The sequence below is a fragment of the Streptomyces sp. CNB091 genome (assembly GCF_000377965.1).
Window position 1 is genome coordinate 1 of sequence record NZ_KB898994.1, and the last position, 19,792, is coordinate 19,792.

Annotated in this window: 12 protein-coding genes; 7 read left to right on the forward strand and 5 right to left on the reverse strand. The window is 73.9% G+C overall.

Going from position 1 to position 19,792, the window contains the following annotated elements; translation table 11 throughout:
- Positions 1-400 precede the first annotated feature (400 nt).
- The gene (locus D581_RS0109965; protein ID WP_018957099.1) at positions 401-958 is read right to left on the reverse strand and encodes a MarR family transcriptional regulator; all 558 of its coding nucleotides are present in this window, start codon (positions 956-958) and stop codon (positions 401-403) included.
- Positions 959-1,123: 165 nt separating this feature from the next.
- On the opposite strand from D581_RS0109965, the gene D581_RS01000000137065 reads away from it, so the two are divergent.
- Positions 1,124-2,530 carry an MFS transporter gene (locus tag D581_RS01000000137065; protein WP_018957100.1) on the forward strand — a complete coding sequence of 469 codons (1,407 nt, stop codon included), beginning with the start codon at positions 1,124-1,126 and terminating at the stop codon, positions 2,528-2,530.
- 13 nt (positions 2,531-2,543) lie between these two features.
- Here the strand turns inward: D581_RS01000000137065 and D581_RS0109975 are convergent, their stop codons facing one another.
- Both D581_RS0109975 and D581_RS0109980 read right to left on the reverse strand, forming a co-directional pair.
- Positions 2,544-4,331 carry an ATP-binding SpoIIE family protein phosphatase gene (locus D581_RS0109975; protein ID WP_026290375.1) on the reverse strand — a complete coding sequence of 596 codons (1,788 nt, stop codon included), beginning with the start codon at positions 4,329-4,331 and terminating at the stop codon, positions 2,544-2,546.
- A 359-nt stretch (positions 4,332-4,690) separates the two neighbouring features.
- Positions 4,691-6,076: an NAD(P)/FAD-dependent oxidoreductase gene (locus tag D581_RS0109980; RefSeq protein WP_032752658.1), complete on the reverse strand. Its 1,386-nt coding sequence runs from the start codon at positions 6,074-6,076 to the stop codon at positions 4,691-4,693.
- A gap of 497 nt (positions 6,077-6,573) precedes the next feature.
- Here D581_RS0109980 and D581_RS0109985 point away from each other — a divergent pair, with 497 nt between their 5' ends.
- Both D581_RS0109985 and D581_RS0109990 read left to right on the forward strand, forming a co-directional pair.
- Entirely contained in the window at positions 6,574-7,449 is an 876-nt protein-coding gene (locus tag D581_RS0109985; RefSeq protein WP_018957103.1) for a TetR/AcrR family transcriptional regulator, read from the forward strand.
- A gap of 411 nt (positions 7,450-7,860) precedes the next feature.
- Entirely contained in the window at positions 7,861-9,855 is a 1,995-nt protein-coding gene (locus D581_RS0109990) for a sigma-70 family RNA polymerase sigma factor (protein WP_018957104.1), read from the forward strand.
- 106 nt (positions 9,856-9,961) lie between these two features.
- Here D581_RS0109990 and D581_RS0109995 read toward each other — a convergent pair whose 3' ends face one another.
- Positions 9,962-12,073 (reverse strand): asparagine synthase-related protein, encoded by a 2,112-nt coding sequence (locus D581_RS0109995; RefSeq protein ID WP_106434373.1) that lies wholly within the window; start codon positions 12,071-12,073, stop codon positions 9,962-9,964.
- An 853-nt stretch (positions 12,074-12,926) separates the two neighbouring features.
- On the opposite strand from D581_RS0109995, the gene D581_RS0110000 reads away from it, so the two are divergent.
- From D581_RS0110000 to D581_RS0110015, 4 genes are all read left to right on the forward strand, one after another.
- Positions 12,927-14,516, forward strand: coding sequence for an NsdA family TPR-like regulatory protein (locus D581_RS0110000; protein ID WP_018957106.1), 1,590 nt, complete (start codon positions 12,927-12,929; stop codon positions 14,514-14,516).
- Between the two features lie 264 nt (positions 14,517-14,780).
- Positions 14,781-16,037: an L-2-hydroxyglutarate oxidase gene (lhgO, locus tag D581_RS0110005; RefSeq protein WP_018957107.1), complete on the forward strand. Its 1,257-nt coding sequence runs from the start codon at positions 14,781-14,783 to the stop codon at positions 16,035-16,037.
- A complete protein-coding gene (gene trmB / locus D581_RS0110010; RefSeq protein ID WP_026290377.1) occupies positions 16,030-17,028 on the forward strand; it encodes a tRNA (guanosine(46)-N7)-methyltransferase TrmB in 999 nt (332 codons plus the stop codon). Before lhgO ends, trmB begins: the two co-directional genes overlap by 8 nt.
- Positions 17,029-17,101: 73 nt before the next feature.
- Complete coding sequence (locus D581_RS0110015) at positions 17,102-18,640, forward strand: PrsW family intramembrane metalloprotease (RefSeq protein WP_018957108.1); 1,539 nt, start codon at positions 17,102-17,104, stop codon at positions 18,638-18,640.
- Positions 18,641-18,730: 90 nt separating this feature from the next.
- Here D581_RS0110015 and D581_RS0110020 read toward each other — a convergent pair whose 3' ends face one another.
- Positions 18,731-19,675: an aldo/keto reductase gene (locus tag D581_RS0110020; protein WP_018957109.1), complete on the reverse strand. Its 945-nt coding sequence runs from the start codon at positions 19,673-19,675 to the stop codon at positions 18,731-18,733.
- Positions 19,676-19,792: the final 117 nt, after the last annotated feature.

The window sequence follows — 19,792 nt, forward strand, 5'->3', positions numbered from 1 at the left end:
TGTCCGATTCCCGGTCGAAGCGGGTCTCACATCTCGCTTTCCAGGTCCTCCGCTTTCGCGTTCTCCCTTTCCGGCGAGTCCGACTCTATCAGATCCTTTCGGGCCTGATTCCCAGTCAGCGGGGTTTGTCTTCCCGGCTGTTGGGCCGTTCCGACGCTCAAACTCTAGCGGATTCTCCCGGCGGCTCATAATCGGGCCTTCGTCATGAATTCCGGCATGCCGAAATCATCCCGAGTGGGAGATCGTGCTGAAGTTTGGTTGCCGCGTTCGCGGCGGGATCGGCTGCCTCGGAACCGTCCGGCTCCGTGACAACTCGGAGAACTTTACGGATCCACCAGGGGTGTGTCAACCCGCCCCCGGTGGCCTCGGCAGGGCGTCTCCTGGCCGCCGTGCCGACCGTTCACTCCAGGTCGGTGAGCCGGCCGCCGGCGTCCGGCTGGGCGTGTTCCACCCGGCGCAGCAGGCGGACCAGCAGCTCGCCGAGGACACCGCGCTCATCGCCGGAGAGGTCCTGGAGGAGGTCTTCCTCGAAGTCGCTCGCCATGCGCATCGCCTCGAGCCACTTCGTTCGGCCCTCGTCGGTCAGCTCGACGATGACGCGGACCCGGTTGTTCTCGTCGCGGTCGCGGGTGACCAGGCCCTCGCCGGCCATCCGGTCGATGCGATGCGTCATGGCGGCCGGGGTGAGGCCGAGGCGCTTCGCCAGTTCGCCAGGGCCCAGACGGTAGGGAGCGCCTGCCAGGACCAGGGTCTTGAGGACCTCCCACTCGGCGTTGCTGATGCCGAGCGCGGCGACTTGTCTCCCGTACGCGACGTTCATCCGGCGGTTCAGTCGGCCCAGTGCGGAGACGACCTGTTCGACCTGCGGGTCGAGGTCGCGGAACTCGCGCTGGTAGGCGGCGATCTGTTCGTCGAGGCTCGGCTCGCTGGGGCCGGGCTCCTCGGTGCTCTCAGACATGGCGGGCAGTATGGCACGCCCCCATCGCCTGAAGTCCTTCACTCTGTAGTTTTCACCTTCTAAGTTTAGTGCTAAAGTCTTCGAGTCTGATTTCTTCGTGCCAGGTCTCGACGCTCCGCGATCGAGGCCTTCGAGTTCTTGAGGTAGGTGAGTGTGACCAGGGAGATGGGCGCAGCGCTGCGGCGGATCCAGCTGGGCAGCGCGCTGAGCGCGTTCGGGCTCGGGTTCACCGTCCCGTATCTGTACGTCTACGTGGCGCAGGTGCGGGATCTGGGCGCCGGGACGGCGGGAGTCGTCCTGGCAGCCTTCGCGATGGCAGCGCTGGCCGTTCTGCCGTTCACCGGGCGTGCCATCGACCGGCGGGGCCCGTTGCCCGTGCTGGCGGTGGCCTCCGTTCTGGCCTCCGTGGGCGCGGTGGCCCTGGGGTTCGCGAGCAGTGTTCCGGCGGCCGTGCTGTCCGCCGCTGTCCTGGGCGCGGGCACCGCCGTCATGCAGCCGGCCCTCGCCACGATGCTCGTGTGGTGCTCCAGCGCCGCGACCCGTACGCGGGCCTTCGCCACGCAGTTCTTCCTGCAGAACCTGGGTCTCGGCCTCGGCGGGCTCGTCGGCGGGCAGCTGGTGGACGTGGACCGTCCGGCGAGCTTCACGATGCTGTTCCTGATCGAGGCCGTGATGTTCGTGGTGCTCGGCGTCGTGGTGACGACCGTGCGTCTGCCCCGTCCGGCCTCGCTCGGCGGGGCCCGTCCGGCGGACGGGTCCGCGGCGAAGGGCGGGCTGCGGGCGCTGCTCTCGCATCGGGCCATGGTGCAGCTGTGTGTGCTGGGGTTCGTCCTGTTCTTCGCCTGCTACGGGCAGTTCGAGTCCGGCCTGGCCGCGTACGGCACGGAGGCCGCCGGGATCGAGCCCTCCACCCTCGGTTTCGCCCTGGCCGCCAACACCGCGGTCATCGTCGTGGCGCAGTTCGTCGTGCTGCGGCTGGTGGAGCGGCGGCGGCGCAGCCGGGTCATCGCCGCGGTCGGCCTGATCTGGGCGTTCGCCTGGATCGTGGCGGGGTACGCGGGGCTGGGCCACGGCAGCCAGACCATGGCGACGGCCGCGTTCATCTCGACGTACGCGCTGTTCGGGCTGGGTGAGGCGATGCTCTCGCCGACCGTCGCCCCGCTGGTCGCCGATCTGGCGCCGGAGTCGATGGTCGGGCAGTACAACTCTGCGTTCGCCCTGTGCAAGCAGCTCGCGCTCGCGGTCGGTCCGGCCGTCGGCGGGCCCATGGGGGCGTCGCTGCACGGCCCGTACATCGTGACGTTCGTGCTGTTCTCGCTGGGCATCACCTGGCTCGCCCTGCGGCTGGGACGCCGACTCACCCCCGTACAGGACCAGCCGTCGCTCGCAGGCGTCCCGTCGCGGGTGGTGGCGGTGTCACTGCCCGAGGGCGGAGCCGGTGCGGAGACCGCGACCAGTGGATCCGCCGGCACCGGATCCGCCGGCACCGGGCCCGGGACCACCGGGGCCGGGACCACCGGGTCCGGGTCGCCCTCGGTTTCCGCCCCGGTGTCCGCGCCCGCCGGTCGCTGAAGGAGCGATCTGCTCACCGCGGCAGGGCGAACTCGCACCAGACCGCCTTGCCGCCGCCCGGCGTTCGCCGACTGCCCCACGAGGTGGCGATCGAGGCGATGATCGAGATGCCGCGCCCCGCCTCGTCCGCAGGTTCGGCCTGGCGGCGGCGCGGCAGGTGGTCGTCGCCGTCGGTGACCTCGATGATCAGTCGGCGGTCCGTACGGCGCAGTCCCAGGCGCATCGGCGGGGTGCCGTGCTGGAGGGAGTTCGCGACCAGTTCGCTGGTGGCGAGGACGCCCAGGTCGCGGAGCTCGACGGGGAAGCGCCAGGAGGTCAGGACCCCGGTGGCGAACGCGCGGGCGCGCGGGGCGGCCTCGACGCCGCCGAGGAGATCGAGCGCGGCGTTGTGGAACAGCTCCGCGTTCGCTCCCGTACGGGAGGGGTGCTGGACCACCAGGACCGCCACGTCGTCGTCGTGCTCGGCGGTCACGCCGAGGGAGCGGATCAGCCGGTCGCAGACCACTTGCGGTGATCCCTTGGCGCCGGAGAGGGCGCGGGCCAGTGAGGCGACGCCCTCGTCGATGTCCTCGCTGCGCCGTTCGACCAGGCCGTCCGTATAGAGGGCCGCGGTGGAACCGGGCGGCAGCGCGATGGTGCCGGAGGTGTGGACCCAGCCGCCGGTGCCGAGCGGGGGGCCGGTGGGGTCGGCGGCGCGGTGGACGGTGCCGTTCTCGTCGCGGACGAGGATCGGGAGGTGTCCGGCGGAGGCGTAGACGAGCTGCCCCTCGTTCGGATCGTGAACGGCGTAGACGCAGGTCGCGATCTGGCTGGCGTCGATCTCGGCGGCGAGGCCGTCCAGCAGCTGGATCACCTCGTGCGGCGGGAGATCGAGCCGGGCGTACGCGCGGACAGCGGTGCGGAGCTGGCCCATCACGGCTGCGGCCCTGACCCCTCGGCCCATCACGTCGCCGATGACCAGGGCGGTGCGGCCCGCGCCGAGGGTGATGACGTCGTACCAGTCACCGCCCACTGCGGCGTCGGTTCCGCCGGGCTGGTAGGTGGCGGCGATACGGAGGTCGTCGGGCTGTTCCAGCTCCTGCGGGAGCAGGGAGCGCTGGAGGGTGACGGCCGTTTCGCGGTGGCGGCGCTCGCTGGTGCGCAGGCGTTCGGCGGCTTCGGCGTGGTCGGTGACGTCGGCGGCGTACACGAGGACGCCGCCCGCTCCCTTGCCGTCGGCCCGGCCGTCGCGCTTGTCGCCTCCCTTCTCCCCCTTCTCTCCCTTCTCTGCCTTGTCTGCCTTCTCTGCCTTGCTTCCCCTGCCTCCCTCGTCCTCCGCGTTGCCCCAGGCGGCGACGGGGGTGCAGGTCACCGTGTACGAACCGCCCTCGGCGGTCCTGCGGGACTTGACCGTACGGGCGGTGCCGCTGCGCAGGACCTGGTCGAGCAGCGGAACCACGCTGAGCTGGGCGAGCTCGGGCATGGCCTCGGCCGCGGGAACGCCGCACGGGCGGGGGCCGAACGCGGCCTCGTACGCGTCGTTGACGTAGGCGATGCGGTGGTCCGGGCCGTGCAGCAGGGCGACGGGGGCGGGGAGCCGGCCGAGGATCTCGCGGGCGGAGAGGTCGTCGAGGGCGGGCCCGGGGAGGGCCTCCGTCGAGGCGGGGCCGGAAGGCGCCGGGGAGGCGTCGTCCGGCGGGGCGGGCGAGCCGTCCGCCCGGGCGTACTCGGCTCGGGCCGCCGGCACGGAACTACGGTCGTCCCGTGCGGCGGCTCGGCGCTGCGTTCCGGGAAGGCGGGCGCTCCAACGCGTGAAGTTCACGGTATTTCTGGCCTCGTGTGTCGGTCTGGTCCGCTCGGGCGGGCTGCTTCTTCTGCCGTGTTCGGGGGCACCGGGGGCCGTACCCCCGGGCAGGCGCAGCCGGGCCTCGTCGTTCTGGTGGTGCGTCGCTGCTGGTCACTGTTGGTCACTGCCGACCGGGTCACTCTGTGCAGGTGTGGGCCCACCTATGGTCACACGTCCAGTGTGACCGACCGTACTGACAGTCGTCGTCCCATCGCCGTCCCGACCCTCGATCAGTCCGGTGCCGGCCTCGGCCGGAGGTGCGGCCGGAGCCTTCGTCGGCTGCCCCGGCGGGGCAGCGCGGGGGCCGTCCGGCCGGCTGGCCCGTCAGCTGTCCGTCAGTCGTCCGTCCGGGGGTCGTTGTCCGCCCGGCGGTCGTCCGGCGGTTCTCCGGGCCCCTTCCGGCGGCCGGGGCCCGGGAGCCCCGGGGTGCCGGAGCCGCCGCCCGCCGCGAGTTCGAACTCGGCGCGGGGGTGCTCCAGCGAACCGAGGGAGACGATCTCGCGTTTGAAGAGCCCGGACAGGGTCCATTCGGCAAGGACGCGCGCCTTCCGGTTGAACGTCGGGACCCGGCTGAGGTGGTACGCACGGTGCATCAGCCAGGCGGGGTAGCCCTTGAGCTTGCGGCCGTAGACGTGGGCGACGCCCTTGTGGAGGCCGAGGGAGGCGACCGATCCGACATACGCGTGCCGGTACTCCTCGAGCGGCCGGCCGTCGATCGAGGCGAGGACGTTGTCGGCGAGGACCTTCGCCTGGCGCACCGCGTGCTGGGCGTTGGGGGCGGTCTCGCGCCCCGGTTCGGACGCGGTCAGGTCGGGTACGGCCGCGGCGTCGCCGGCTGCCCAGGCGTGCGGCATGTCCTCGACGCCGAGGGTGGCGGTGCAGCGGAGCCGGCCGCGTTCGGTGAGGGGCAGGTCGGTGGCGGCCAGCAGCGGGGCCGGTTTGACCCCCGCGGTCCACACGAGGGTGCGGGTGGGGAAGCGGGAGCCGTCGCTGAGGACGGCGACGCGGTCCTCGCAGCTGTCGAGGCGGGTTTCGAGGCGTACGTCGATGTTCCGGCCGCGCAGCTCCCCGATCGCGTACGTGCCCATGGTCTCGCCGACCTCGGGGAGGATCCGCCCCGAGGCCTCGACCAGGATCCATCTCAGGTCGGCCGGCTTGATGTTGTGGTAGTACCGCGCCGTGTAGCGGGCCATGTCCTCCAGTTCGGCCAGCGCCTCCACGCCCGCGTAGCCGCCGCCGACGAAGACGAAGGTGAGAGCGGCGTCGCGGATCGCGGGGTCCCGGGTCGCGGAGGCGATGTCCATCTGCTCGATGACGTGGTTGCGCAGCCCGATGGCCTCCTCGACGGTCTTGAAACCGATGCCGAATGCGGCCAGGCCGGGGACGGGCAGGGTGCGCGAGACGGACCCGGGGGCGATGACGATCTCGTCGTACGCGATCTCCAGCGCTCCGGTGCCGTCCTCACCGGTGGCGAGGGTGGTGACGGTCGCGGTCCGTTTGGCGTGGTCGACGCGCTGGGCCTCGCCGATGACGATCGTGCAGTCCTTCAGGACCCGGCGCAGCGGCACGACCACGTGGCGCGGCGAGATCGAGCCGGCGGCCGCTTCGGGGAGGAAGGGCTGGTACGTCATGTACGGCTCGGGCGTGACGACCACGATCTCGGCCTCGCCGCTCCTCAGTCTCTGCTTCAACTTCCGTTGGAGACGCAGCGCTGTGTACATCCCGACGTAGCCACCGCCGACGACGAGAATGCGCACACCTGGCCGGGTGCCGGGGGTCGTCCCCGGGGAATCTGGAGCCATCACCACCCCATGACGCAACGGAGTCAGTGGTTTGTCCACAGGCCCGGCAAATTGTGTGACCGGAGGTTCCTCGACGGCACTGGGGGCGCGAGGTCGGTGAGGGGCGACAGCCGCGCAGGTCAGGCAGGGCGCACGGGGTGAGTGGAGGGGCGATGTTCCGGTGTGGATCGGATCTTGGTCCGATCGGGGGGCGCTCCATGCGGAACTACCCCCTTCTGAATTGACGCAGGCTCAACTATGTTCGTAACCCGTCGGGGTGTCGGGTGCGGATTTCGTTGTGCTCCGCTCCCCGACCGAAAACGGCGGGAAGTCTCCGGGGGGAGACGTCATAACCGGGGGAAGTTATGCATATTCAGGATAAGCATGGCCAGACTGCGCTCTCTCGCGCGTCCGAGGACCAAGGACGCCTCGGCTCCGTGGGCGCGCTCGGCGTCATGAGCTCGGCGGACGCCGTTCGTTCCGCGGCGGCGGTGAGTGCCGCGGCGATGGGTTCGACCGCCGCGGGACACGCCCCGAGCGGGGCGACGACGTCGGGAACGGCGACGGTCGGAGCCGCGGGGACCGGGGGCACGCCGCGCTCGGCTCCGCTGCGCGTCGACGCGCAGCGGAATCTGGAGCATGTGCTGCGGGCGGCTCGCGAGGTGTTCGGGGAGCTGGGTTACGGCGCTCCGATGGAGGACGTGGCGCGTCGCGCGCGCGTCGGCGTGGGCACCGTCTACCGGCGGTTCCCGAGCAAGGACGTGCTGGTGCGCCGGATAGCCGAGGAGGAGACCTCCCGGCTGACCGAGCAGGCGCGTACGGCGCTGGGGCAGGAGGAGAAGCCCTGGTCGGCGCTCTCCCGCTTTCTGCGTACGTCCGTGGCGTCGGGCGCGGGCAGGCTGCTGCCGCCGCACGTGCTGCGGGTCGGCGTCGACGGGGAGGAGCCGGGCGTGCCGGCGGCTTCCGGGGCGACGTCGGCTCCGGGCGCGGTGGACGAGACCCGCGTTCCGCAGCAGCGGCAGGGAGTGGGCCAGGACGAGTCCCGCGTCGTCGTCGGCGGGCGCTCCGGGGGCGCCGGCGGGTTCGACGGGCTCGGTGAGGACACCGGCGCGGTCGAGCTGCTGGAGGTCGTGGGGCGGCTGGTCGACCGGGCGCGGGAATCCGGTGAGCTGCGCCGGGACGTGACGGTGGCCGATGTGCTGCTGGTCATCGCGACGGCGGCTCCTTCACTGCCGGACGCCGCTCAGCAGGCCGCGGCTTCGGCCCGGTTGCTGGACATCCTGCTGGAGGGTCTGAGGTCGCGCCCGGCGTGACGGTCCGCCCGCCCGCGCGCCCGCAGCCCCACGCGTTCCGCATCGGTCGTCCCGAGCGACGGTCGTTCCGAGTAGCGGTCGTCCCGCTCGACTGTTCCGTCCGCTCCGCCCGCATGCCGGGCGAGGCGGACGGGCGCGGGCGGGCGCGCGGCTGGTGAGGGCGGGCGCGCGGGCGGCGCGGGCGGGCGCGCGGCTGATGAGGGCGGGCGCGCGGCCGGTGGGGGTGGCCGCTGAGCGGGTTGGGGGGACGGATCAGCGGAGCATCATTCCCCGAAAGCAGGGCCTCTAGTACTCGCGTGCGAGAAGACGCCCCGGATGAGTGGTTGGCGGGGCTGAGAGGCCAGCGCGATTGAGCCATGTGGCAGTCTTGGCCGGTATTCGAGTCCGAGGGTGTATACGGGGGCTTCCGCGATGAGCGGTAACGAGCAGCAGGAAGAGCCGCTCGGTGAGATCGCAGCGGCCGAAAGGGACACGAAAGCGGACGGGCTGTCCGTCGGCCAGCTGCCGGCCCAGTCCGTGCGCGGCTCGTCGGACGAGGCGGTCGAGGGCGGCACCGTACTGCCCGGACCGTGGCCCGCCGTCGCCGAGGAGGATGTCTCCGGCGCGGCCGGCGCCCACGCGGTTCCGCAACAGCGTGCGGGCCGCAGTGGGGCCCCCGAAGTCGGGCTGTCCGACGCCCGGTTGATCGAGGACATGCGCGGCGGCGACGACCAGGCCTACGAGGAGCTGTTCCGGCGGCACGCGGCCGCCGTCCTGCGCTACGCCCGCAGCTGCTGCCGGGACGCGCACACCGCCGACGACCTGACGGCCGAGGTGTTCGCCCGTACGCTCCAGGCCGTACGGGGCGGAAAAGGCCCGACGGAAGCGGTCCGGGCCTATCTGATGACCGCCGTCCGCCATGTCGCCGCCGCCTGGACGAAGAGCGCGAAGCGTGAGCATCTGGTCGACGACTTCGCGGTGTTCGCCGCCCAGGCGTCCCGTTCCTCCGAGTTCTCCGACGACGACACCCTCGACCTCGGCGCCGACGTCCTCGCGATGCACGAGGCCGAGCAGACGATGGCCATGCAGGCGTTCCGGAGCCTCCCGGAGCGCTGGCAGGCGGTCCTGTGGCACACCACCGTGGAGGAGGAGTCGCCGAGCGAGATCGCCCCGCTGTTCGGCCTCACCGCCAACGCCACCGCCGTCCTGGCGAGCCGGGCCCGCGAAGGGCTCAAGCAGGCCTACCTCCAGGCCCACGTCAGCCAGGCGCTCACCACCGGCGGGGAGTGCGCGCAGTACGCCGACCGGCTGGGCGCCCACGCCCGGGGCGGCCTGCGGACCCGGGCCGAGCGCGGACTGCGCAAGCACCTCGACACCTGCGCCAAGTGCCGGGTGGCCGCGGGTGAGCTGGACCACGTGAACGCCGGGATTCCGGCGCTGCTGCCCGTCGCGGTCATCGGATGGTTCGCCGCCGGGTATGCGCTCAAGGCCGCGGGCATCGTGGCCGGCGGCGCTGCCGGGGCCGCCGGAGCGGGAGCCGCCGCGGCGGCCACCGGGTCCGGTTCCGCCGGTGGGGCCGCCGGGGGCGCCGCGGCCTCCGAGGGGCTCGGCGCACCCGCCAAGGCGGGGATCGCCGCCGCCGTGGCGGTGGCCGCAGCGGCCGGTCTGGTGTGGGCGCTCGTCGGCGACGGCCGGCCGAAGCCGGAGCCCAAGCCGGTCGCGAAGCCGCCGGTCGTGGCACCCGCCGTGCCCACGCCGCCTCCCCCGCCGTCCCCGAAGCCGAAGCCGAAGCCTCCGGCTGCCCCCGCGCCGCCCGCGCCCCCGGCCCCGCCCCAGCCGGCCCCGAAGCCGACGCCGAGCCCCACGCCCTCCCCCGAGCCGCCGCCGAAGCCCGCGCCCCCGGTGCCGAGCCCGCCTCCTCCTCCGCCCCCGTCCCCGTCCCCGAAGCCGACGCCGAAGCCGCCGAACCCCACGCCGCCCCCGCCCGCCCCGGAGGTGTACCAGGTCAGCGAGCTGGCGTACTCCGTGTTCGGCGACCGGAGCGAGCCGGAGGTCGTGATGGGGCAGAGCAGTTGGATCTGGCAGCGTTCGAACGTGTCCATCGCCTCCACCCGTTACGCGCACGGCGTGACCGTGCACGCCCGCTCCTCGGTGACCATCCAGCTGAACCGGCCCTGCACGCGCTACGAGGCCATGGTCGGCGTGGACGACCTGACCATGGGGCTCGGCGCGGTGCGCTTCTCCGTGTTCGGCGGGGACGGGGCCCGGCTGTGGCGCTCCCCGGTGCTGGAGGGCGGCGATCCGGCCGTTCCGGTGAGCGTGAGCATCGCCGGCCAGTCCTCGATCCGCCTCGTGGTGGAGCCGGAGACGCCGTTCGGTGGGGTGGCTCTGGCCGACTGGGCGGAGTCCCGGATCAGCTGCGCCTGAGCCGTACGCACGCCCCGGCCGGGCTTCCCGGCGTCGCTGTCGGGCGTCGCCTCCCGGTGCCGCTTCCCAGCAATCGCTTTTCGGCCAGGACTGGAGCCTGTTCCGGTCAGGGCTGGAGCGTGCGCCGGGCGGGGGCCACTCCGCCCGCGACCGCGCGCTGGCGCGGAGCGGCGGCGCCCGTCCAGCAGGTGCCGCGTCGGGTCACCAGACGGCGCAGCCACAGTTCGGTGGAGGCCAGGTCAGCCAGGCCGTCCAGGGGCAGCGGCTCGCCCTCGGAGGCGGCCCGCAGGGCCTTGCGGACCACCCTGGCCTCGACCAGGCCCGCGTCGGCCAGCAGCGGAGCGTCGAAGAGGGCCATCAGCTCCGGCAACGCGATGCGCAGGCCGGTGCGGGTGACGGCGGTGGAGGTGGCCTGGGAGGGCGTGCCCCAGCCCGGCGGCAGATCGTGGATGCCCGCCCCGCCGAGCACCCGGCGCAGGATCGCGGCCCGGGCGCCGGGCTGGACACGCAGCGACTCGGGCAGGGCGCGGGCCGCCCGCACGACCTGGTTGTCGAGGAACGGGGCGTGCAGCCGCTGGCTGCGGATCTCCGCGGCCTGTTCCAGGATCCGGTGGTCGGCGGCCCCCCGGGCGAGGGCGGCGCGGGCCCGGGCCTCACCGGGGCGCTGCACGGAGGCGGGCCGGATCGCCGCCTCCTGGAGACGAACCGATACTTCGGCCAGCGCCTCCCCGGTCAGCCAGCGCGCCGCCGGCCCCGGGCGCGACCAGGCGAGGGCGGCGAGCGAGGCGTCGGCGGGGGTGGCGAGGTCGGGGGCGTAACGGTTGGCGTCGGGGAGGAGCCCGGCGGCGGACTCCAGGCCGGTGCGGTACGACGTACGGGCCAGGCGGCGGGCGGCGCGGTAGACGGTCAGCGGGACGAACAGGGAGTGTGCCGTGGGGCCTTCGGCCTTGGTGAGGGCGGCGACGGGGCGCAGCAGATGGCGTCTGCGCCGGTCCATCAGGAGGTCGGCGAGGCGGGCCGGGTGGGCGTCCAAAACCTGTCGGGCCCCGTGTCCGACGAGGTGGTCGGCGCTGCCCGCGGAGAGCCGGCGGCGGTGGCGTTCGGCGAGGACGAGCGAGGGGGCCGGTTCGTCGGTGAGCGCGCCGACCTCCAACGAGGCGTACGGCAGGGCCTCTTCGCCCGCCGCGACGACCACGTGGTGCAGGCGCGGGTTGGCGGCGATGGCGCGGGCCCGCTCCAGCTCGTCCTCGTCGCCACGGGTGGTGAGGTCGTTGAAGGTGACGGCGAGCAGCCGCTCCCCCGCGCCGGTGCCGTGGCCGAGGAGGGTGCCGGGGAGCCCGGGCAGTCCGGAGGCGAGCAGGGCGAGGGTGGCGGAGGCGCTGCCTCCGGAGAGGTCGGCGCCGATGCCCGCCACGGGTCCGCCCCGGGCCGCGCGCCGGTCGGCGGGGCCCATGCCGGGGACGGGCCCCGGGTCCGGCGGCTGGGATTCCGGCGCGTGGCGCGGGGCCGTGAGCCGGGCGCGTACGGCTTCGACGAGCGCGTCCCGTACGCCCTCCACGGCGTGCACCGGGTCGGCCTGGGGGGCGGCGACGGCGAGCGAGGCGACGGCCTCGTATCCGGTGATCTCCCGCGAGCCCTCCCGCAGGATGAGCGCGTGGCCCGGCGGGACCCGCTTCACGCCCACGTAGGGCGTGCCGTCGCCGAGGGCCTCGGGGGTCTCCGGGCAGGCGAGCAGGGCGGCGAGGTGCCCGATGTCGAGCTGGGCCTCGATGAGATCGGCGAGCGGCAGGGCGGCGGTGGCGAAGGCGGTGCCGTTGGCCCAGGGGGTGTGGAAGACGGGCCGGGCCCCCGCCAGGTCGCCCGCGACGGTGACGCGGCGGCCGATCTGCACGACGGCGGTGTAACTGCCGGGCCAGGCGGTGAGATGGCGCATCGCGCCGCCGCGTGCGGCGAGCAGCCCGACGCGCAGCTGCTCGTCGGTGGCGCCGCAGCAGCCGAGGACCGCGAGGCGGGCGGTGGGCGCCCCTTCGGGGGTCGCGACGCCGATGACGCGGATCTCGTCGGGCCGCCAGTCGCCGACCGCCCAGAGCGGATCCGGGTCTCCCCACAGGAGTTGGGAGCCCACGGGGTGAACCGTGCGCCCCTCTCCGCCGTTTCCGACGGCGCCGACGGTGCCGAAGCTCGCGGCGATACTGCTCCATCCCACCAACCAACGCATCGCCGCCTCCACAGGCTGTGGACAAACGGCGCACTTGACGAGCGAAACGCCGCTGCGGGACATGCTGCCACGACAATGCCGCAGGAGAGGGTGTACGGGCGGCGCACACCGGAAGAGCATGCGCCCCTGGCAAACGCCCGGCGCGGTCTTCACCGCGACGACAGCAACGGAATTGCGGGTTCCGGGAGTTGCGGAGACGGGGCCGTCCGGTCTCCGCGCCGCCCCGGCCCGCCCCCGCGGAGGGGGAGGGGCCGGCGCCGCCCGGAAACAGCGCCGATATCCGGCCATAGTCGGACCGTTGGCCAGACCCTCACCGGACCGTCGCTATTCGGCCATTCTCTCGAAGCGCCACCCTGCGCGCATGTCGTGCCGCGCCCCCTGGCGGACCCTTCCACGCACAGTCCGGGAGGTGGGCCTCACCTCCCGGACCGGTCCACCGCCCGCGGGGAATGGAACGGCGGTTTCCCCCAGCCCACTGAGTCCAGTGCAGCGGGCCGACCCACGCAGGTCCCAGACAAGCGTTCCGGCGATCGCCGGGCCAGAGCGCACGGCCGGGCGCACGGCCACACGCCGGGGGCACGCCGCACCCCGGCCCGCGCGCCGCCGCCCGGGCGGCCCGGACCGCCCGCACGGACAACAATCCCGCCATCCGGACGTCTGCCCCTTAACGGTAGGGATAGGGAGAACTACGCTGTGTTTACTGGTGTTCTCAGCAGGGGGGCATATTCCTCGGGGCTCGGCCACATGCGTGTGCAGGCGGAGTACGGAGGTTCGAACCTGGGGAGGCATCGGTACGAATGCCGCGCGCCGTCCTCGGTGACGCGGCGGCTGTCTGTGTGTCGAGGGGTGGCGCATGTCCAGGGAGCAACGCGGGCCGAACGAGAAGCTCGGCACGGTTCTCGCCCTCGCGGGAATCAGTAACGCCGGGCTCGCCCGGCGGGTCAACGACCTCGGAGCACAGCGCGGTCTGACACTTCGCTACGACAAGACCTCGGTGGCCCGGTGGGTCGCCAAGGGAATGGTGCCGCAGGGCGCGGCGCCGCATCTCATCGCCGCGGCGATCGGGGCCAAGCTCGGCCGGCCGGTCCCGCTGCACGAGATCGGTCTCGCCGACGCGGACCCGGCCCCGGAGGTCGGCCTGGCCTTCCCCCGGGACGTGGGTGAGGCGGTCCGGTCGGCGACCGAGCTGTACCGGCTGGATCTGGCCGGGCGGCGCGGCGGCGGCGGGATCTGGCAGTCCCTGGCGGGATCGTTCTCCGTGAGCGCCTACGCGACGCCCGCCTCGCGCTGGCTGATAACCCCCGCCGATCCGTCGGTGGCCCGGGACCCGACGGCGGCGCGGGCCGCCGTCCTCGTGGCGCGCGGCGGCGGACCTGGGAGCCCCGGCGGGGCCGGCGCCCGGGGGCCGGGAGCCGCCCCTGACGCCCGGGGCGCACAGATCCTCCACACCGGCGGCTCCGCGCCCGGCGCGGCGGGCTCCGTCCCGCTCCAGCCCGGCCCGGAGTCCGTGGCGGACGCCTCACCGCTGCGGGTCGGGCACAGCGATGTGTCGAAGCTGCGCGAGGCGGCGCAGGACGCCCGGCGCTGGGACTCCAAGTACGGCGGGGGCGACTGGCGCTCCTCCATGGTTCCCGAGTGTTTACGCGTCGACGCCGCACCGCTGCTCCTCGGCTCGTACACCGACGAGGTCGGACGGGCCCTGTTCGGCGCGTCCGCCGAGCTGACCCGGCTGGCCGGCTGGATGGCCTTCGACACCGGCCAGCAGGAGGCCGCCCAGCGCTACTACATCCAGGCCCTGCGCCTGGCCCGGGCCGCCGCGGACGTCCCGCTCGGCGGCTATGTCCTCGCCTCGATGTCCCTCCAGGCGACCTACCGGGGCTTCGCCGACGAGGGAGTCGACCTCGCCCAGGCCGCCGTCGAGCGCAACCGCGGTCTCGCCACCGCCCGGACCATGAGCTTCTTCCGGCTGGTGGAGGCCCGTGCCCATGCGAAGGCCGGCGACGCGGCGGCAGCGGGTGCCGCGCTCAAGGGCGCGGAGAGCTGGCTGGAGCGGTCCCGGGCGGGCGACTCCGATCCGCCCTGGCTCGGCTTCTACGGCTACGACCGGTTCGCCGCCGACGCCGCCGAGTGCTACCGCGACCTGAAGGCGCCCCGGCAGGTGCGGCGCTTCACCGAACAGGCGCTGTCCCGGCCGACCGAGGAGTTCGTCCGCAGCCACGGCCTGCGGCTCGTGGTCTCCGCCGTCGCCGAGCTGGAGTCGGGCAATCTGGACGCGGCCTGCGCGGCGGGCACCCGGGCGGTGGAGGTCGCCGGCCGGATCTCCTCGGCCCGCACCACGGAGTACGTGCGCGATCTGCTCCACCGCCTGGAGCCGTACGGGGACGAGCCCCGCGTCGCCGAGCTGCGGGAACGGGCCCGCCCGCTGCTGGTCACCCCGGGGTGACCAGCGCCCCGAGCCGGGCTGAACGGCGGGACCGGCGCAGAACCGGGGTGAGCAGGGCTCACCGGCGCAGAACCGGGCCGAACTGGGCTGAACCGGGCTGCCCAGCGTTGACCGGGCTGAACCGGGCCGAACCGGGCGACGGAGGCCGCCCGGCGGGACCCGCTCCGGGGGCCCGCCGGGCGGAGTGTGCGCCACGCCCTGCCCGGCTGGGGTTTGAGCCGGTTGTCAGTGGGTCAGTGCACTATCGGGGTGGGAGGTGGCGTGATGATGACGCACGCGGCGTACGACTGCGATGTGCTGGTGATCGGCGGCGGGATCGTCGGTCTGTCGACCGCGTACGCGCTTCTGCGGTCCGCGCCGGGCACCAGAGTGACGGTCCTGGAAAAGGAGCGCGGCCCGGCCCGCCACCAGACCGGCCGCAACAGCGGCGTGGTCCACAGCGGCATCTACTACCGCCCCGGTTCCCTCAAGGCCCGGTACGCGCTGCGCGGCTCAGCCGAGCTGGCGGACTTCTGCGCCGAGCACTCCATCGCCCACGCCACCACCGGCAAGCTCATCGTCGCCACCGAGCGCTCCGAGCTGCCCCGGCTGCACGGCCTGGTGCAGCGCGGCCGCGAGCACGGACTGCCCGTGCGGGAGCTGGGCCCCGCCCAGATCGCGGAGTACGAGCCGGAGATCCGGGGCCTCGCGGCGATCCGGGTCGGCACGACGGGCGTCTGCGACTTCACCGCCGTCGCCCGGCGCTTCGCCGCCGAGGTCACCGCCGCCGGCTCCATCGTGCGGTACGGCGCGGAGGTCACCGCGATAGACCGGCGCCCTTGGGGCGTCGCGGTGCGCACGGCGGACGGCACGGTCGTCCGGGCCAGGGTGCTGGTCAACTGCGCGGGCCTCCACAGCGACCGGGTGGCCGCTCTCGCCGGGGACGACCCGGGGGTGCGGATCGTGCCGTTCCGCGGCGAGTACTACACGCTGGCCCGCCCCGAGCTGGTGCGCGGCCTGGTCTACCCGGTGCCGGACCCGGCGTTCCCCTTCCTCGGCGTCCACCTCACCCGGGGCTTCGACGGCTCCGTCCACGTCGGGCCGAACGCGGTCCCCGCCCTGGCCCGGGAGGGATACACCTGGCCCCAGGTCCGCCCCGCCGAACTGCTGTCCACGCTGAGCTGGCCCGGCACCTGGCACATCGCCCGCAGACACTGGCGGTACGGGGCGGGCGAGGTGCACCGCTCGCTGTCCCGGTCCGCCTTCACCCGGGCCGTCCAGCGGCTGCTGCCCGCCGTCACCGAGGACGACCTGCGCCCGTCGCCCGCCGGGGTCCGCGCCCAGGCGGTGCTGAAGGACGGCACACTGGTCGACGACTTCCTGATCCGCGAGGCCCCGCACACCGTGCACGTGCTCAACGCTCCGTCGCCCGCCGCGACGGCGTGCCTGCCCATCGGCCGGGAGGTGGCACGGCTCGCGCTGCGCCGGGCTCAGGGGGCGGGGTGGAAGCCGCCCGCCGTAGAATCCGGTCATTGTGTCTGAGCAGCCCTTGAACCCCGCCCCCACCGAAGCGCCCGGCGACGACGCGCCCCACACGGCACCCACCGGCACCGTGCCGACCGGCTCCACGCGGGCCGGCTCCACGCGGGCCGGCTCCACGCGGGCCGGCTCCACGCGGGCCGGCTCCACCGCGGCCGACGCGCTCGCCGACGCCGCGACCGAAGCGCTCGCCGACGCCGCGACCGACGTCTCGGCCGACGAAGCCGCCGCGCTGCGGGCCGCCTCCTTCGAGCGCGCGCGCCGGCTGCGCCAGGAGCCCCGCTTCCCCGGCGGCCCCGCCGCCGACCCCGCCGGTTCGCACCACGAGCGCCGGATCCGCAGCTTCCAGCCGCGCCGCAGCCGCGTCACGACCGGCCAGCAGGACGCCCTGGAGCGGCTGTGGCCGCAGTGGGGCCTGGACATCGACGGGCAGCGCGTCCTGGACCTGGCCGAGATGTTCGACGGTCTGCCCGTCGTCCTGGAGATCGGCTTCGGCATGGGCGAGGCCACCGCGCAGATGGCGGCCGACGACCCGGGCACCGGCATCCTCGCGGTCGACGTCCACACCCCCGGCCAGGGCAATCTGCTGGGCCTCGCGGACAAGGCCGGCTCGACCAACGTACGGGTGGCCAACGGCGACGCGGTGATCCTGCTGCGCGAGATGCTGGCCCCCGAGTCGCTCGACGGCCTGCGGGTCTACTTCCCCGACCCCTGGCCCAAGGCCCGGCACCACAAGCGGCGCCTGATCCAGCCCGAGTTCCTGGACCTGGTGGCCCCGGTGCTGAAGCCCGGCGCCGTCGTCCACTGCGCGACCGACTGGGAGCCGTACGCCGAGCAGATGCTGGAGGTGCTCACCGCGCACCCCCGCTTCGCGAACACCGCGGCCGACGGCGGATACGCCCCGCGCCCCGCGTTCCGGCCGCTCACCCGCTTCGAGGGGCAGGGTCTGGACAAGGGGCACGTCGTCCACGACCTGCTGTTCGCCCGCGTCTGACACACCGTGTGCGGTCACGTCCTGGCCGGATGCGCCGTCGCCGGGTGTCAGTGCTCCTCGTTAGGGTCGAGAGGTGTCCGACCCCTCCGTGCAGCATCAGCAGGCGCGACCCGCCGTCCCGGTCCTCCATGAGCGGCGGCTCGACGAGGTCCTGGGCGCCGCACCGGAGCGCGGCCGAGCGCGCTATCGGCCGCGCCGCGTCGGCATGGTGTGGCGCAGCAAGGTGTTCCGCGCCGGGGCCGTGATCGTGGCGCTCGTGCTGTGCGGGCTGGTGATCCTCGCCCTCGTCCGCGAACAGACCGGCCCGGAGGGGTTCCTGGTCGGCCTCGGTCTGGCGGTGCTGCCGGTCCCGCTGCTGATGGCGGCGTTCCGCTGGCTGGACCGGGTCGAGCCGGGCCCCTGGCGGAATCTGATCTTCTCCTTCGCCTGGGGCGCCTGCGCCGCCGCACTCGTCGCGATCATCGCCAACTCGTTCGCCACGCGCTGGATAGCCACCGCGACGGCTGATCCGGCGAGCGCCGACACCCTGGGGGCGACGGTGATCGCCCCCGTGGTCGAGGAGAGCGCGAAGGCGGCGGCCGTGCTGCTGATCTTCCTGTTCCGCAGACGGGAGTTCAGCGGGGTGGTGGACGGCGTCGTCGTCGCCGGCTTCACCGCGACGGGCTTCGCGTTCACCGAGAACATCCTCTATCTGGGCAACGCCTTCGGCGAGGACCAGCAGCTGGGCAGCTCCGGGTTCGCCTCGGTGACGGCCGGGACGTTCTTCGTGCGGATCGTGATGTCGCCGTTCGCGCACCCCCTGTTCACGGTCCTCACCGGCCTCGGCTTCGGCTTCGCGGCCGTCAGCGCCCGCCGCCACCGGGTCCGCAGGATCGCCCTGCCGCTGCTCGGGCTGCTGCTGGCGATGGGTCTGCACGCCCTGTGGAACGGTTCGTCGTCCTTCGGCCCGTACGGCTTCTACGCGGTGTACGGGATCGTCATGGTCCCGGCGTTCGGCCTGGTGACCTGGCTGGCGATCTGGTCGCGCCAGCGGGAGCTGCGGGCTCTCGCGGCCGAGCTGCCCGCCTATGCGGCGGCCGGCTGGCTCACCCCCGCCGAGCCGTCGGCGCTCTCCTCCATGCGGGCCCGGGGCATGGCCCGCGACCTGGCCCGCCACTGGCAGCCGGACCGGACGCGGGGCCGGGCGGCGGCCCGCGCGGTCGCGGAGTACGAGTCGTTCGCGACCTCCCTGGCGGGGCTGCGCCGCCGGGCCCGCCACGGCGCGGTGGGCCCGGACTTCGGCGCTCGGGAGCGGGAGTTGCTCCACCACCTCTGGCAGCGCCGGGAGTTCGCGGCCCCGGCCCTCGCCCACGCGGCTCTCCTGACGGCCCGCCCGGGCGCCCACCGCGGCCACCACGGACACCCCATGCCGACGCCGTACGGAAACGGAAACGGAAACGGGTACGGGTACGGGTACGGGCACGGGCACGGGCACGGGCACGGGCACAGCCCCGGCCCCACGCCCGGATACGGGCAGCCGCACGGGCACACACCGGGATACGGCCCCGCCGCCTACCCGCCGCCCCAGCCGTACGGCAGCGCACCACCCAGCCACCGCCGCCCGCCGACGTAACCAGAGCCAGAGCCACGGCCACACCCACGGCTTCGGCCTCCGCGAACGGCGGCGGCGTCCGGCGGCGGCGTCCGGCGGCGGCCAGCTCCGTCAGGCCGACGCCTCGGTGAGCAGGGCGAGTTCGCCGTCGGTCAGCCGCAGGTCGGCGACCGCGACGAGGGCGGGAAGCTGCTCGACCGTACGGGCGGAGGCGATCGGGGCGGCGACGGTCGGCTGTGCGGCCAGCCAGGCGAGGGCGACCGTGGCGATCTCGGCGCCCCGTTCCCCGGCGACCCGGTCGAGAGCGGCGAGCACCTTGAGGCCCTGCTCCGACTCCAGATGGCCGCCCGCCTTTGCGGAGCGGGCGCTCTCCACGTTCGTGCCGGGGCGGTACTTGCCGGTGAGGAAGCCGGAGGCGAGCGCGTAGTACGGGACGGCGGCTAGGCCGGCGCGGGCCGCGGTGTCCTGGAGATCGCCCTCGTAGGTGTCGCGGGAGACCAGGTTGTAGTGCGGCTGGAGCGCGACGTACCGGGCGAGGCCCTCGCGCTCGGAGAAGTCGAGGGAGGCCCGCAGGCGCTCGGGGCTGATGTTGGAAGCGGCGATGTGCCGCACCTTGCCGTCCTTCACCAGTTGGTCGAGGGCGGCGATGATCTCCTCGACCGGGACGGTCTCGTCGTCGAAGTGCGTGTAGTAGAGGTCGATGTGGTCGGTCCCGAGGCGGCGCAGCGACGCCTCGGCCGCGCCCTTGAGGGTGCCGGCGGCCAGGCCGCGGTGGTCGGGGTGGGCGCCGGCCTTGGTGGCGACGACGATGTCGGACCGGTTGGAGCGGGAGGCGAGCCACTTGCCGATGACGGTCTCCGACTCCCCGCCCTCGTTGCCCTCGACCCAGGCCGAGTACGCGTCGGCGGTGTCGATGAAGTTGCCGCCGGCCGCGACGTACGCGTCCAGGACGGCGAAGGACTGGTCCTCGTCCGCCGTCCACCCGAAGACGTTGCCGCCGAGGGCGAGGGGGAAGACCTGGAGGTCGGAGGTGCCGAGAGTGCGCGGAGAAGTCATGTGGAGGTTCAACGGGCCGGGGCGGGGACGGTATTCCGTCGCCCGCCGGACCGTACCCTCCCCGGACCGTACGGTCCCGGACAGACCGGCAGCCCTGACGTCGGGGGGTGTGCGTCA